We start from the raw sequence: 14,461 nt of genomic DNA, 5'->3' as shown, positions 1-14,461 counted from the left end.
CTCGGCTGCTGCTTTCTGGTCCATTTTTGAAACGAGTTCAAATTTATACCCTGCGGGGAGAGCTTGCCGCAGACGGGGGTCATCCCGCATGATCGGCCACCGAAGCCGGAGTTCATGGAAATTGGAGGCGCGAACATATGGGTTCCTATGTGCTGGGTTTTCAGGACCTGGACAAAACAAAACGCATGGTTGTTGGAGGTAAAGGCGCGAACCTGGGGGAACTTTCCAAGATCGAAGGAATCCGCGTGCCGGATGGCTTTTGCATTTCCACCGAAGCCTTCAAACGAATTATCGGGGAAATACCGTCGATCGGCGATTTGCTTGATCAGTTGTCGCTTCTGAAGGCGGAAGACCGGGACAAGATCAGTAAACTGAGCGGTGAAATCCGCAGCGCCATCGAAGGGGAGGCCATCCCTGAAGATATCCTCGAAGACATCACGCGCCTTCTCTCCAGACTGGGAGAAGAAAATGCCTACGCCATCCGATCCAGCGCAACCGCGGAGGATTTACCGACGGCCTCCTTCGCGGGCCAGCAAGATACGTATTTGAACATCATCGGAAAGAAGGCCATCCTCGCGCACATCAGCAAGTGCTGGGCATCGCTATTCACCGAGCGGGCCGTCACCTACCGCCTTCAGAACGGCTTCGACCATCGCAAAGTCCACCTGTCCGTGGTTGTGCAGAAGATGGTCTTCCCTCAAGTGGCAGGGATCCTCTTCACGGCCGATCCCGTCACGTCCAATCGGAAGGTGTCGTCCATCGATGCCGGCTTCGGACTCGGCGAGGCCCTGGTCTCCGGCCTGGTCAATGCCGATGTCTACAAAGTGCGTGGCGGCGAGCTCATCGACAAGAAGGTCTCCACCAAGAAGCTGGCGATTCATGCCTTGAAAGATGGCGGCACGAAAGCGCTGGCGATCGAGCCTGAGCGGCAGAACAAGCAAGCGCTGACGGATGAGCAGATCTTGCGGCTCGCACGCATGGGCCGAAAGGTCGAAGAACACTTCGGCTGCCCCCAGGACATCGAATGGTGCCTGGTTGGCGATGAATTTTACCTGGTTCAGAGTCGGCCCATCACCACTTTGTATCCTATCCCGGAAGCGAACAATCAAGGCAATCACGTTTATGTGTCTGTCGGCCATCAGCAGATGATGACCGATCCCATGAAGCCATTGGGGATTTCGCTGTTCCAGTTAACGGCTTTCCGGCCCATGTACAAAGCTGGCGGAAGGTTGTTTGTTGATGTCACCGATAGTCTGGCTTCATCCGCCGGCAGAGAGATGTTGCTGGATGTCATGGGAAAACACGATCCGCTCATAAAAGATGCACTCATGACCATCATCGAGCGACGCGATTTCATCAAGTTGTCGCCAGATGACAAGAAAGAGCAGAGTTCCAGTAGGAGCAGTAAAGGTGCGTCCTCTTCGGAGTTTCATCCGCAAATCGAAAACGATCCGAAGATCGTTTCTGATTTGATTGAGAAAAATCAAGCGTCGATAGACGCGTTGAGGCGAAACATCCAAACGAAATCAGGCTCCGAGCTGCTTGATTTTATTCAAGAAGATGTTCAGGAGCTGAAGAGAATTTTGTTTGATCCCCGGAGTTCGGCTGTGTTTATGACCGCCATGGGGGCTTCAACATGGATCAATGAAAACATTGAGAAGTGGTTGGGTGAAAAAGGCGTAGCAGACACGCTTTCTCAATCTGTACCGAACAACATCACTTCGGAAATGGGGCTGGCGCTATTGAACGTCGCAGACGTGATTCGCCCGTATCCGGAAGTGTTCGAATATCTTCAGCATGTAGAAGATGATGACTTTTTGGATGAGCTGGTCAAGTTCAAGGGTGGCCAGGAAGCCCGAGACGCTATCTGTGCTTATCTCGATAAGTATGGAATGCGGTGTGCCGGAGAAATCGATATCACGAGACCTCGGTGGCGCGAAAAGCCAACTACGCTTGTCCCCATGATTCTCGGGAACATCAAGAACTTTGCGCCCGGTGCCGGCAGTCAGAAATTTGAGCAAGGGCGACAGGCGGCTTTGAAGAAAGAGAAAGAGTTGTTGGAGCGGTTGACGCAATTGCCGGATGGTGAGCAGAAAGCCGAACAGACAAAGCAAATGATCAGCCTGGTCCGGAATTTCATCGGTTACCGTGAATATCCTAAGTACGGCATGATCAGTCGCTACTTCGTCTACAAACAGGCCTTGCTGAAAGAAGCCGAACGACTCGTGCGAGCCAACGTCATTCAAGAAAAGGAAGATATATACTATCTCACCTTCGAAGAGCTTCGCGACGTCGTGCGCACACATGAGCTGGATTACCAAATCATCAGCAAGCGAAAAGACGAGCACGCGTTGTATGAGAAACTGACGCCGCCGCGCGTCATCACGTCCGATGGGGAGATCATTGCAGGTGAATACAAGCGAGACAATCTCCCGGCCGGAGCGATTGTCGGTCTCCCCGTTTCTTCCGGCGTTGTGGATGGACGCGCGCGTGTCGTCTTGAACGTGGAAGACGCTGTGCTGGAAGAGGGAGATATCTTGGTCACCGCCTTCACCGACCCGAGCTGGACACCGTTGTTCGTATCCATAAAAGGTCTGGTCACCGAAGTCGGTGGGCTGATGACCCATGGTGCGGTCATCGCACGCGAATATGGCTTACCGGCGGTTGTCGGCGTGGAAAATGCCACCAAGCGGATAAAGGATGGGCAGCGGATTCGCGTCCATGGCACGGAAGGGTACGTAGAAGTCCTCTAAAACGAAGCGGGTCGGATCATGCAGGCGTCCAGCAAAAGGGTGGCCTCACAAGCTGAAACGCCTGCGGGTGCGCGGGGATCGAGGTGCTGAGCTGCACCTCGCGCTCCTCCGTCTCGGCTGCTGCCTCATCCTCTACCGTGAGCTGGAGCGCCATTTTTGAAACGAGTTCTTAAGCGGGCGAGCTTCTTCTTCTGAGGAGCGGAATCCTCACGGAAAGGCCACGCCGCGCAGGGTGAGGGTTCGCGGGCCGTTCGCCTCCCACAGCTTGAGGATGAAGGTGCCGCGGGCCTGCTCCTTCGTGGCCTCTGCCTCCACCACGAGTTGGAGTGTCTGTCCTGGGGGAATGGGCTCGAAGGGCCACACGCGTAACACTCGGGGCTGCGTACCTTCTGGAGCCACCAACTCCGCCCATTCGACCGTCCAGGATTGTGTTCCCTGGTTCCGCACTTGCAGCGCCACGGCCACCCGGCCCTCGGCGCGGTAGCTGAATGCATTGTACACCTGGAGGGTTTCACCGGGGCGCTGGGTGAGCTTGGAGATGTCCCGTGCGTGGACCCCCCTGTCCTCACTTACCAACCTGGCATCGAGTAGTCCCGTGAGGCCGTCGGGTCGTTTCTGCTCTGCCCGGACTTGCTCCAGTTCTGCCACGCATTGCTCTGCCCGTGCATGCTGTCGCCTTGCCTCTTGTTGGTAGGACTCGCTGGAGCGGGCGCGACGGTACACCCGTACCTGTCGCTCGGCCCGGGTGGGGTGCACTATCAATCGGAACCTCGCGCTCCGTGGGAACTCGTCATCCGCGAACCGCACCGCTACCTGCAACGGCCTGTTCCATGGCGCTGAGTCCGAGGGAATGAGGGTGACCACGCCAGCGGCCTCGTCCACCATGACCGACCGAAAGGACTCTTTCTCCTCCACCACCACGCCACCGTTTTGCAGCGGCGTGTTGAAGATGATGGTGCTGGCCTGGTTGGGACTGATGCGCATCTCGGGCGCCTGTCCGGTGTCGTCCGCTGTCAACTCGAGGTGGCGTTCACCTGCCATGTCCCACTCATCAGGGCCTTGTTGTGTGGTGGCTGGGTGGCCAGCGAGGAGCGCGAGCAGGAGGGGGACGGAGGGGAGCAGGGCACACATGGATGGGAGAACCTTCGCGGTTTTTCTATTTGAATCGCTCCACGGGTTTGAGGTGCACGGCGGTCCGTACCGTGGCGGAGTCCGGTTCGTTGGCGGGTTCCTTCTCGACCCCCTTCACCCCTTCCGTCTGCCACAGCTCCATGCAGACGGGGTAGGTGGGCCCACCAGGGACGGTCGCCGTAGTGAAATGGCCATACACATACGCGTCCCCGAAGAAGAGCTCCCCATAGAAAACAGTGTGGCGCGGCAGCTTTCCCCAGGGGGGTCCAATCAATGTCAACGTGCCTGGGCCCTGGCGCACGACGGTGATTTGGGGGCGGTCACTGTTCTCGTCGTGGGGAAAGAAGAGCAAGGAGCTCCCTCTGTCGAACTCAAGGCCGAGCTCTTTCATGGCCTGCACCGAGCCGGGCGGGCACTCCGCGGCTGGAGGTGTGACGGGCCGCACTTGGGGGGCGGGGCTGGCGCAGGCCGCCTGACCCACAGCCAATGCCGTGCCGCACACCTTGGCCACTTCGCCGAGCACCGTTTGTTGCTTCTTCTTTTGCTGCTTCTTTTGTGGCTGGGAGTCCTGCCGTGGAGTCTTCACGCGCGTGTCCTCTGGGCGCGTCGCGCTGGCGACGGGCGCGGAGGTTTCCGCCTTTTCGGGCGCCGCGCCTCCTCCACCTTCCGGCGGCTCTCCCCGAGGCGCCACTTCCTGGCCGGATTTTGTGACCTCCGGCATGATGGGAGCGGAGACCACTTCAGGAGTAGTGACCGGAGCCTCGGGCTCGGGGTGGGGCGGGACGCGGAGCGCGGCCATGACTCCGAGCAGTCCCAGTACCAGCAAGGCGCTACCCCAGACCCTCGCGCGCCACAGAGGCGTCTGTGGCTGTCGTCGCTCCTGAGGACTCGCTTCCGCCCCGGTGTCTTTCTTCCCAGGGAGAGGGTCCTCTGGGGAGAACGGATGCGTCGATGCGTCCGCGAGTGACACAGCCCGGCCTCGCCGGGGGTCCCTTCGTGCATACGCCAGCAGCCGTCTCGCCTTGTCCAGCCAGTCGCCCAGGTCGAGCCATTCCTCCTGCGGCGTGGTGGCGCCCTCCGGGCTCCACTCCTCGCACAGCGCTACGTCCCACGTGCCGTCTGCCTCCCCCAGAATGGCCTCGAGCGTCGCGCACAGGGCCTCCGCGTCCGGAAAGCGTGCCTCGAGGCGCTTCTCCAACATGCGCAGGCACAGCTCGCTCAGCTCCCGGGGTACGCGCGGGTTGCACGCGTGGGGCGGCTCGGGCTCCTGCTTCAGGATGAGCTCCGCCATCGCTCCTTCGTCCCCCACCTCCGTGTCGAAGGGGTAGCCGCCCGTCAGCAGCCAATAGAGGACGACTCCTACTGCCCACAGATCGTCCGAGGTACGTGCCGGGGAGTGTTCGCCCGCGTGCTCTCGGCGGAAGCGCAGCGCCTCGGGGCTGCGGTAGTGGCGCGTACCCGGTAGTCCTAACGGGTTGGTGATTTCGGGCGCCCCCACGTACGTGCCCACGCCGAAGTCCACCAGCACCGGACGCCCATCCTCGCGCCGCACCAGCACATTGGGGCCCTTGATGTCTCGGTGCACCACGCCGGCTCGGTGCACCTCTACCAACTGCCTCGCTACCTCCAACACCAGGCGCACCACCTGCCGCGCCGTGGGATTCTTCTCCTTCGCCCACGCGTACAGCGAGCGCCCTCGCACGTAGGGTGTAACGAGGTAGAGGAAGCGCGGGCCCTGGTGCGGCCACAGGCCATGTCCTTCCACGGTCAGCTCGCCCACGTGCCGCAGCCGCAGCCGGACCTCCAACTCCCGCCACGCCCAGTCGGGTGACTCCAGCGAGAGGAACTTGAGGGCGTACAGCCTGCCGCCTCGTCGGGCCCGGTACACCGTGCCCTGGCCCCCCTCTCCCAGCCGCGACTCCAGCCGGTAGCCGTCCACCCGAATGCCGAGCGGGGGCGATGGCGTGTCCAGGAGCCCGCGCGGGGCCCGTCTCCTCGGGATGCGCTCCGGTGCCTTTCGCCCCTCCTGCTCCGCCTGCCCCTCCAGGGCCTCGCTCATGCGCATGACCTCCGAAGTGGGTCACTGTAACAGAACCCCTCCGGACTCGTGGACACGCGTAAGAGGAGGGAACCGTTTGACAGGCGACGCTCAGGGGCGACCCCGGTCTCTCCCTGCGGTTGCCGTCCTTGACCCTGCGGCCCATCTTGGGTGACTGCGATCACCATGCGACATCGGGTGCCGCGGGCCCCATCCGTTTTTGCTGTACGGGTGGAAAGGGAGACGGGCGTGTCCGAGCAGCCAGGGCAGGAGAGGGTCCTCGACTTCCTCGCCGTGCCCACTCTGCGAGTCGAAGAGGGGACCGCGCGGGTGCTGTTCGCCAACGCGGCGGCTCGGCAGTTCCCCTTCATTCTCGAGGTCACCGGCCGCAGCACCCTCGTGAATCAGGAGGGCTCGCCGCTCCCCTCCGAGCAGCATCCGGTGAAGCGGGCCGCGCGGGGCGAGCCCCTGGAGGGCGTGCTGTTCCGCTGGGCTCGGCCAGAGGGAGAGCGGACCTTCGTGGTGCATGCCCGCCTGGACCGCTCCTGCTCACCGGGCGTGGTGACGATGTCCTTCCAGGACGTGACGCAGTGGTTGCGCGCGGAGTCCGACCTGCTACGGGCGCTCGGGGCTCGCGACACCTTCCTGTCCGTCGCCTCGCACGAGCTCAAGTCCCCCATCACGGTGCTCCAGCTCGTGTTGGAGCGGTTGCAGCGAGGGGCTCACCGCGAGGGGAGTCTCCCCGGCTCCGTGCTGGCCGAGCGGCTGGAGCCCGCCCTGCGACAGGTGCGCCGGCTGGGCGTGCTGGTGCAGAACCTGCTCGACGTGAGCCGGGCCCGCAACAACCGCTTCGTGCTGGACCGTGAGCGCTTCGAGCTCGGTGGCCTGGTGCGCGAGGTGGGCGAGCGCTTCGTCGAGCAGGCCCGCCAGGTGGGCTCGGAGCTGACGGTGGAGGACTGTCCCCAGGTGGAGGTCCACTGGGACCGGCTGCGCGTGGAGCAGGCGCTCAGCAACCTCATCACCAACGCCATCAAGTACGGCGCCGGCGGGCCCATCACGGTCCGGGCCGAGGCGCGCGACGGTGCGGTGTCCCTCCGGGTGGAGGATCGGGGCATCGGCGTGCCGGAGGGCGACCGCGAGCGCATCTTCAACCCGTTCGAGCGCGCCGCGTCCGGTCACCGGGTGGAGAGCCTGGGGCTCGGCCTGTACATCGTCCGGGAGATTGCCCGGGCCCATGGGGGCTCGGTGGGCGTCATGGGGCGGGACGGCGGCGGTTCCTGTTTCACGTTGCGTCTGCCTCTGGAGGTCACGGAGGGGGAGTATGAGTGAGTCCGAGACGGGCGGTTCGGAGGAGCAGGCGGGTGAGGGGCGCGTCAAGAGCGGCATCCCTCGCCTGGACTTCATCCTCAAGGGTGGCCTCAAGCAGGGCGGCACCTATGCACTGATGGGGCCGCCGGGCGGCGGGAAGACCATCTTCGCCAACCAGCTGTGCTGCAACCACATCGACAACAGCGACGGGCGGTGCGTCTACATGACGCTGCTCATCGAGTCACACGCGAAGATGGTGGCGCACCTCTCCGGGCTGAGCTTCTTCAAGCCGGAGTACATCCCCGACCGGCTCTACTACGTCAGCGGCTACCAGATGGTGCGAGACGAGGGCTTCAGCGGGTTGCTGGAGCTCATCCGCCGCACCCTGCGCGATCGCCAGGCCACGCTCTTCGTCATGGACGGCATGGAGAGCGCGGAGCAGTTCGCCACCAGCCCACAGGCCTACCGGGAGTTCGTGCACTCGCTCCAGGCGCTCGCCAACATGCTGGGCTGCACCACGCTGCTCATCTCCAACGTGCGCGAGCGCTCGCACGTGGAGAACGCCCTGGTGGATGGGGTCATCGAGCTGTCCGACAAGCTCATCGGTCCCCGGGCGGTGCGCGAGCTGACGGTGCACAAGTTCCGCGGCAGCGACTACCTCCGGGGCCGCCACGAGGTGGAGATCACCGACGACGGCATGGTCATCCACCCGCGCACGGAGATTCAGTTCAGCAAGCCGCCGGAGAACGCGCGTGAGCAGCGCGTCCGCATGGGCTTCGGCCTCCCGCGGCTGGACGAGATGCTCGATGGGGGACTGCCCTCGGGCTCCACCACGGCGCTGCTGGGCTCGCCGGGCACGGGCAAGACATTGCTGGGACTCTCCTTCCTGGTGGAGGGGGCCCGGCAGGGCCAGCACGGCACCTACTTCGGGTTCTACGAGCCGCCCCCTCGCCTCATCGAGAAGGCGGAGGATGTGGGCATCCCCCTCGAGCGGTACGTGAAGGACGGCAGCATCGAGCTCATCTGGCAGCCTCCGCTGGAGCACTTCATGGACTCGCTGGCGGAGCAGCTGCTGGAGGGGTTGAAATCCCAGGAGCAGAAGGAGCGCCGGCGCCTGTTCATCGACGGAGCGGAGGGCTTCCGCGCGGCGGCGGTGTACCCGGACCGCATCCCCCGCTTCCTCTCGGCGCTCACCAACCAGCTGCGCTCGCTGGACGTCACCACCGTCATGACCGACGAGCTGGAGCTCTTCCAGCCCCAGCTCAACCTGCCCACGCCCGAGCTGGCCAACGTGGTGGAGACGGTCATCCTGCTGCGCTACCTGGAGCTGCGCTCTCAAATCTACCGGCTGCTCTCCATCATGAAGATGCGGGAGAGCCGCTATGACACCTCACTGCGCGAGTTCCGCATCTCCCGCGAGGGCATCGATGTGGCCGACTCCTTCGAGAGCGCGGAGTCCATCCTCAGCGGGCAAGCGCGGCTGCGCGGTGGGAATGGAGATGGCAAGGCGGCTCGCAAGAAGAAGGGAGGGCCGGGGCCGCTCAAGAAGGCGTTGAAGAAGGTGAGGCGTACCGGGGGCAAGGGTCGAGGCGGCGGAGGTGGGCGGTGACCTCCATTCTGGTTGTCGAGGACGAGTTCGACGTGCAGCAGGTGGTGGCGGACGTGCTGCGGGACGAGGGGTACGAGGTCTTCGTCTGTGGCAACGGACGGGATGCGCTGGCGCGCTTGCGCGAGCACCGCCCGGATGTCGTCGTCATGGACGTGATGATGCCCATCCTCTCCGGGGTGCAGGCGCTCGAGCAGATACGAAAGATGCCTGGCCTGGACGGGGTGCCCGTCATCCTCATGAGCGAGATGCCGCCACGCTCCGGGGAGCCGCGCCTCTGGCAGGCCGTCCTGAGGAAGCCCTTCCGGCTCGAGCAACTCTTGAGCGCGGTGGCCCGGGTTATGTCTGGCGGCGCATCCGACGGGAGCCGATGAAGCTGGCGATGCGCTCGGAGAAGCGAGCCACCGCGAGCCCCACCACGTCCAGCAACCAGCGCTGCAGGCCCGAGCGCGCGCAGTCCTCCAGGCCCACCGGCCGCGCGCCGCTCACGTGCCGCTCCATCCAGCGGGTGGCCTGGGCGGCGACGGCCGTGTCCTCCACCTCCACCAGCGTCTCCAGGTTCACCAGCGAGAGCGGGTCCAGGTTGAAGCTGCCCACCAGCAGGCGCTCTCCATCCACCACCGCCGCCTTGGCGTGCAGGGTGGTGGCTGTCCATTCGTGGATGTGCACGCCCGAGCGCAGCAGGGTGCGGTACAGGCGCATGGTGGCCGCGCGAGCGAAGGGGACGTCGCTGCGGCCGGCCAGCAGCAGGTGGACCTCTACACCGCGCAGTGCCGCGCGCCGGAGGGCCCGTACGAAGCCCGTGTCCGGCAGGAAGTAGGCGTGGGCCAACACCACCTTGCTTCGTGCGTTCTTGAGGGCCGCCAGGTAGCGCGCCCGCAGGCGCCGCCCGCCCCCGAAGCCGGACAGGAGGATGCTCACCGGCCCTGCCACCAGCGTGGAGGCTCCGGCGGTGAGCTTCGCGCCCAGCCTCGCGCAGATGTCGCCTCGCAGCTCCAGCGCCAGGTCCGCCCACCCCGGCCGTCCCTCCTCGGCGGCGTAGTGGTCCCCGATGTTGATGCCCCCGAGGAAGGCCACCGCGTCGTCCACCAGGAGGATCTTTCGGTGGTTGCGCCAGAAGCGGCCGAGGAAGATGGAGGTGAGGGGGTTGTGGATGCGGACCTTGATGCCGGCTGCGCGCAGGGTGCCCGCCAGCGTGCGGCTCTCGCCAATGGAGCCCCAGCCGTCGACGATGACCTTCACCTCCACGCCCCGCAGGGCCGCGGCGGTGAGCGCGGCGACGAAGCGCGTGCCCACGCCCTCGCGCTCGAAGGCGTAGACCTCCAGGTGGACGCGCCGGGTGGACGCGCCGATGGCCTCCAGCATGCGTGGGTAGGCCTCGGCACCACCGTCGAGCAGGGTGATGCGCTGCCCCCGGGCCTCCGCGGACAGCCACTCCCTCTCCCCCTGGGAGAGGGCCGGGGTGAGGGTCTGTCGGGCCGGGGATTCCATTCGAGTCCTGGGAGACGACCGGGCGTCAGTCGTCGTGCTTCCGCGCGCCCTTGCCCTTGCCCTTGTGGCGGCACTGGTCCCCGTCCCAATACTGGCTGGGGTGGCAGTTGCGCTCCTTCTTCTTCTTCTGATGATGGGTCACGTGCCGGGTCTCCCGGACGTAGATGCAGCCAGGCGAGGCGATGAGGAGGGCGGGAATGAGGAGAATGAGCTTCTTCATAGCGCGCGCAGCCTACCGGGAGCCTGGCGGAGGGTCCTCTCACTTCTTGTGAATGTCGTAAATAGCGATTTCTACCGTCCGGCTGTCTGCACTCCGGGCGTATCGACGCCTCGCGAGCAAATCGGTAGCCTCCCGTTCGTGCCCTCCACCGAGAAGCCCGTTGTCAGACATCGGAAGATAGGCGCCTACCGTGTGCTCGGCGAGCTGGGCCGGGGCGGCATGGCCCAAGTGTACCGGGGGCTGCATGAGATGTTGCAGCGCGAGGTCGCCATCAAAGAGATGCTCGCGGACCCCGTCCGGGACAAGGAGGCCGTGTCACGCTTCCGCCGCGAGGCGCTCGCGCTCGCCGCCTTCCGCCACCAGAACATCGTCACCCTGTATGACCTGGTGGAGAAGAACGACGTCCTCTTCATGGTGATGGAGTACGTGGATGGGCCCACCCTGCACGAGCTCATCAAGGAGGGGCCGCTGGCACCCGAGGTAGGTGCCGCCGTAGGGGCGCGCATCGCCGACGCGCTGGAGCACGCCCACTTCCGCCGCATCATCCACCGCGACCTCAAGCCCGCCAACGTGATGCTCACCAAGGCCGGCGACGTGAAGCTGATGGACTTCGGCGTGGCCAAGGACGTGGGCCTGGAGGCCCTCACCGCACAGGGCATGGCGGTGGGGACGCCCTCGTACATGTCTCCCGAGCAGGTGACGGGCGCGCCCGTGGACGGGCGCACGGACCTGTTCGCGCTCGGGGTGCTGCTCTATGAGGCGCTCTCGGGCACTCGCCCCTTCCTGGGCCGCAACGCCGGCGAGGTCTTCGCCCGCATTCGCGACGGCGAGTACACCCCGCTGCACAAGGCAGCCCCCCACCTGCCCAAGCAGCTCACGGACATCGTCAAGCGCGCCCTCGAGGTACGGCCCCAGGATCGCTTCGCCAACGCCGCCGCCATGCGCCGCGAGCTGGAGGCGTTCCTCACTCAGCGCGTGGGCATGTCCTACGAGGCCCTCCTCGTGGGCTTCCTGCGCCACCGGAACAAGCTCACCGAGACGGAGGCGCTCGCCCACCTCACTCAGGAGGAGCTGCGCGTCGTCGACGTCTTCGATAAGCAGCTCAAGCTGCCGCAGGCGTGGGTCCGCTGGGTTGTGGCGTTCCTCGCCGTCGCGGGGGCGCTCGGGACGGGGATTCTTTTGACCCAACCCTATTGGATGGGGCTTGTGCGGCAGCTGACCACCCGCTGACGCACCTCTGGGCCCACCTCTGGGCCCACATACCCTCACCCCAGCCCTCTCCCAGAGGGAGAGGGGGCGTACACGGGCGACTACTTGCGGCGCGCGGGGGCGTTCTTCTTCGCCGCCGGCTTCGCGCCCTTGCCCTTCTTCTCGTGCGTCACCGTCACGAGCGTCCCGATACCGCCGCGCACGAAGAAGTCTCCCTCCACCGTCAGCTTCCGCGGCTGGATGGCGCGCACGATGTCGTCGGCGATCGTGTTGGTCACCTTCTCGTGGAAGGCGCCCTCGTTCCGGTACGCCCACATGTAGAGCTTCAGGCTCTTCAGCTCCACGCACAGCTGATCCGGCACGTAGCGAATCTTGAACTTCGCGAAGTCCGGCTGCCCGGTCAGCGGGCAGAGGCACGTGAACTCTGGCACGTCGAAGGCAATCTCGTAGTCCCGATCCGGCGCGGGGTTCGGGAAGGTCTGCAGGTCCTTGGAAGGCTGGGAAGGCATAGCGGGGTGTCGTCTAACACACACAGGGCGGATTGCAGCCTCTCAGTGGTGAACGCTCTCCCCCCCGCAGGGCGCCCCTGCTGTCTTGCCCCCAACGCCCCCTATGTCCAGGGGGGAGCAGGCGGAGGGGGGGCGTCTTGTGTGATCCGGCCGGTGGGCGTAACTCCAGTGCCTAGCCCCTCATGCTTCCACCCGATTTCCAGGACATCCTCGCGTGCGTCCCCCAGGCCGTGGTGCGGCTCGGACCGGACCTGCGTGTGGAGTGGGTGGAGCCGGACTTCGCCTCCAAGACGGGGGTGTCCCTCCAGGTGGGAGAGCTGGTGCTGTCGGCCCTGGAGGGGGGTTGGGGCCGGGATGCCCTGGAGCGTGCCCTGCGCGAGGGTCGCGGGCACTCGGGCCACGTCATTACCTCGGGGCTCAAGCAGGTGCGTGTCCAAGCCCGTCCGAGCCGCCCGGGCTCGGCGCCTGGCGCCTGGCTCTTCTTCGAGCCCTCCGGTGCGGATGACGACCTCGCCTTCGCCCAGGCCCTTCAGGAGATTGCCCGCGAGGTGGGCGAGACGCTGGACGTGGACAGCGTGTGCAAGGCCGCGGTGCTGGCCGTGGTGCGCTGTGCCCAGGTGCGTCGCGCCGAGGTGTACCTCGCCGAGGAGGGCCAGCCCCTGCGCCGCGTGGCGGTGTCGGACCTGGCCAGCGTGGACTCCCCCGAGGACGCGCTCGAGAACCATGCCGACTCCTTCGAGGCGGCACTCATTACCCGGCAGCCGCAGATTGGCGTGCAGCGCGGCTATGGCGATGCCGTGGGCTCCATCTTCGCGGCGGTGCCGCTGCTGTCCCAGAAGCGCGCCCTGGGGCTGCTCGTCCTTTATAAGGAGCAGGGCACCTCCTTCTCCTTGCGCGAATTGGACTTGTGGAGTGCCGCGGCCGGACAGGTGGCGGTGACGGTGGAGAACGCGCGTCTGTTGCGTGAGGCCCAGGCGGCCCTGCGGGTGCGCGAGGAGTTCATGTCCATCGCCTCGCACGAGCTGAAGACGCCTCTCACCCCGCTCAAGCTGACGCTCTACTCCATGGAGCGCCGCCTTGTGCAGGGCCAGCCCGTGGAGCTCTCCAGCGTGATGAAGTCCAAGCGACAGGTGGAGCGGCTCGCGGGGTTGGTGAATGACCTGCTGGATGTCTCACGGTTGGAGCTGGGCCGGCTGTCGCTGCAGCCCGCGCCGCTGGAGGTGGGCCACCTGGTGGCGGAGGTGGTGGACCAGTTCCGCCACGCCTTCGAGCGCCCCTTCACCCTGACCGTGCCGAGCGAGCGCCTCTGGGTGCAGGGGGATCGCGACAGGTTGGAGCAGGTGCTCGTCAACCTGCTGGAGAACGCGCACAAGTACAGCCCGACAGGCGAGCCCATCTCCGTCGAGGTGGAGTCGCTGTCCAGCGAGGCCCGCATCCACGTGAGGGACCGGGGCATTGGGATTCCCGTGCCGGACCAGACGCGGCTCTTCCAGCGCTTCTACCGAGCGGCGAACTCCTCGCACCGCCACTTCGGTGGATTGGGGCTGGGGCTCTTCATCAGCCACTCCATCGCACGGCTGCACGGAGGCTCGCTGTCGCTCTCGAGCGCCGAGGGCCAGGGCTCCACCTTCAGCCTGGGACTGCCGCGGATGACCGTGAACGAGGTGCGGCGGCTGCCGCGCCGGGTGCTGCTGCTCGACGAGGATCCCTCGCACGAGCAGGTGGCCGAGCGCGTGCTGCGCGCCGAGGGCTTCGAGGTGCTCACCGCGCAGGAGGGGGTGGAGGGGCTGCGCCGGGCCTCGTTCCTGCCCGTGGACCTGGTGCTGCTGTCGGCGAGCGCCGCGCCCACGCAGCTGGGCATCTTCCTGGCGGCCTTCGCGGAGCTGCCGCGCGCTCGGCCCATCCCCATCGTGCTGGCGGGTGCCACACGGCCTGCCTGGGCCCAGCCCGACTACGCGCTGTGCTCGAGGCCCTATCGGGAGGCGGAGCTGCTCGCCGCGGTGCGCGCCATGCTCACCTACCCCGAGGAGCGCGCCCGTGCCCACGAGCGCGCCTCTTCTGTTAAGCACCTGGAGGGAGTCCCAGCGGATTCTTCCATGCCTTCTTGATCGTCGCTTCCAAAGCCCCTGCTTCCCTGTCCGCTCCTGGCGCTTGCGGACGGCCGGGGGTGCTAGATCTGCTTACAGCGAAAGGCCC

The 14,461-nt window shown here is 65.4% G+C and carries 11 protein-coding genes; 6 read left to right on the top strand and 5 right to left on the bottom strand.

All coding sequences use genetic code 11. The features are described from left to right. The first annotated feature begins 137 nt into the window (after positions 1-137). On the top strand, positions 138-2,753 hold the full coding sequence (gene ppsA, locus F0U60_RS44720) for a phosphoenolpyruvate synthase (protein WP_395809511.1): 2,616 nt from the start codon (positions 138-140) through the stop codon (positions 2,751-2,753). Between the two features lie 207 nt (positions 2,754-2,960). Here ppsA and F0U60_RS44715 read toward each other — a convergent pair whose 3' ends face one another. Both F0U60_RS44715 and F0U60_RS44710 read right to left on the bottom strand, forming a co-directional pair. Then, the gene (locus F0U60_RS44715; RefSeq protein WP_395809509.1) at positions 2,961-3,884 is read right to left on the bottom strand and encodes a DUF2381 family protein; all 924 of its coding nucleotides are present in this window, start codon (positions 3,882-3,884) and stop codon (positions 2,961-2,963) included. 25 nt (positions 3,885-3,909) lie between these two features. Next, positions 3,910-5,943 (bottom strand): serine/threonine protein kinase, encoded by a 2,034-nt coding sequence (locus F0U60_RS44710; RefSeq protein ID WP_395809507.1) that lies wholly within the window; start codon positions 5,941-5,943, stop codon positions 3,910-3,912. 228 nt (positions 5,944-6,171) lie between these two features. On the opposite strand from F0U60_RS44710, the gene F0U60_RS44705 reads away from it, so the two are divergent. From F0U60_RS44705 to F0U60_RS44695, 3 genes are read left to right on the top strand one after another with little or no spacing between them, the layout of a single operon-like run. Further along, on the top strand, positions 6,172-7,251 hold the full coding sequence (locus F0U60_RS44705) for a sensor histidine kinase (protein WP_395809505.1): 1,080 nt from the start codon (positions 6,172-6,174) through the stop codon (positions 7,249-7,251). Further along, positions 7,244-8,839, top strand: coding sequence for an RAD55 family ATPase (locus F0U60_RS44700; RefSeq protein ID WP_395809503.1), 1,596 nt, complete (start codon positions 7,244-7,246; stop codon positions 8,837-8,839). The genes F0U60_RS44705 and F0U60_RS44700 overlap by 8 nt, the downstream gene beginning before the upstream one ends. Further along, positions 8,836-9,210, top strand: a complete 375-nt coding sequence (locus tag F0U60_RS44695; protein WP_395809501.1) for a response regulator — start codon at positions 8,836-8,838, stop codon at positions 9,208-9,210. The genes F0U60_RS44700 and F0U60_RS44695 overlap by 4 nt, the downstream gene beginning before the upstream one ends. Here the strand turns inward: F0U60_RS44695 and F0U60_RS44690 are convergent. Both F0U60_RS44690 and F0U60_RS44685 read right to left on the bottom strand, forming a co-directional pair. Continuing rightward, on the bottom strand, positions 9,176-10,327 hold the full coding sequence (locus F0U60_RS44690) for a phosphatidylserine/phosphatidylglycerophosphate/cardiolipin synthase family protein (RefSeq protein ID WP_395809499.1): 1,152 nt from the start codon (positions 10,325-10,327) through the stop codon (positions 9,176-9,178). The genes F0U60_RS44695 and F0U60_RS44690 overlap by 35 nt on opposite strands. 25 nt (positions 10,328-10,352) lie before the next feature. Beyond that, positions 10,353-10,547 (bottom strand): hypothetical protein, encoded by a 195-nt coding sequence (locus tag F0U60_RS44685; RefSeq protein WP_395809497.1) that lies wholly within the window; start codon positions 10,545-10,547, stop codon positions 10,353-10,355. A gap of 138 nt (positions 10,548-10,685) precedes the next feature. Here F0U60_RS44685 and F0U60_RS44680 point away from each other — a divergent pair, with 138 nt between their 5' ends. Then, a complete protein-coding gene (locus tag F0U60_RS44680) occupies positions 10,686-11,777 on the top strand; it encodes a serine/threonine-protein kinase (RefSeq protein ID WP_395809495.1) in 1,092 nt (363 codons plus the stop codon). A gap of 80 nt (positions 11,778-11,857) precedes the next feature. On the opposite strand, the gene queF is transcribed toward F0U60_RS44680, so the two are convergent. Then, positions 11,858-12,265, bottom strand: a complete 408-nt coding sequence (queF, locus tag F0U60_RS44675) for a preQ(1) synthase (RefSeq protein ID WP_395809493.1) — start codon at positions 12,263-12,265, stop codon at positions 11,858-11,860. A 182-nt stretch (positions 12,266-12,447) separates the two neighbouring features. On the opposite strand from queF, the gene F0U60_RS44670 reads away from it, so the two are divergent. Then, on the top strand, positions 12,448-14,373 hold the full coding sequence (locus tag F0U60_RS44670) for an ATP-binding protein (RefSeq protein WP_395809491.1): 1,926 nt from the start codon (positions 12,448-12,450) through the stop codon (positions 14,371-14,373). Positions 14,374-14,461: the final 88 nt, after the last annotated feature.

The sequence above is a fragment of the Archangium minus genome, from assembly GCF_044360475.1.
Lineage (GTDB): Bacteria > Myxococcota > Myxococcia > Myxococcales > Myxococcaceae > Archangium > Archangium minus.
This window is presented reverse-complemented; position numbering and strand designations above follow the sequence as displayed.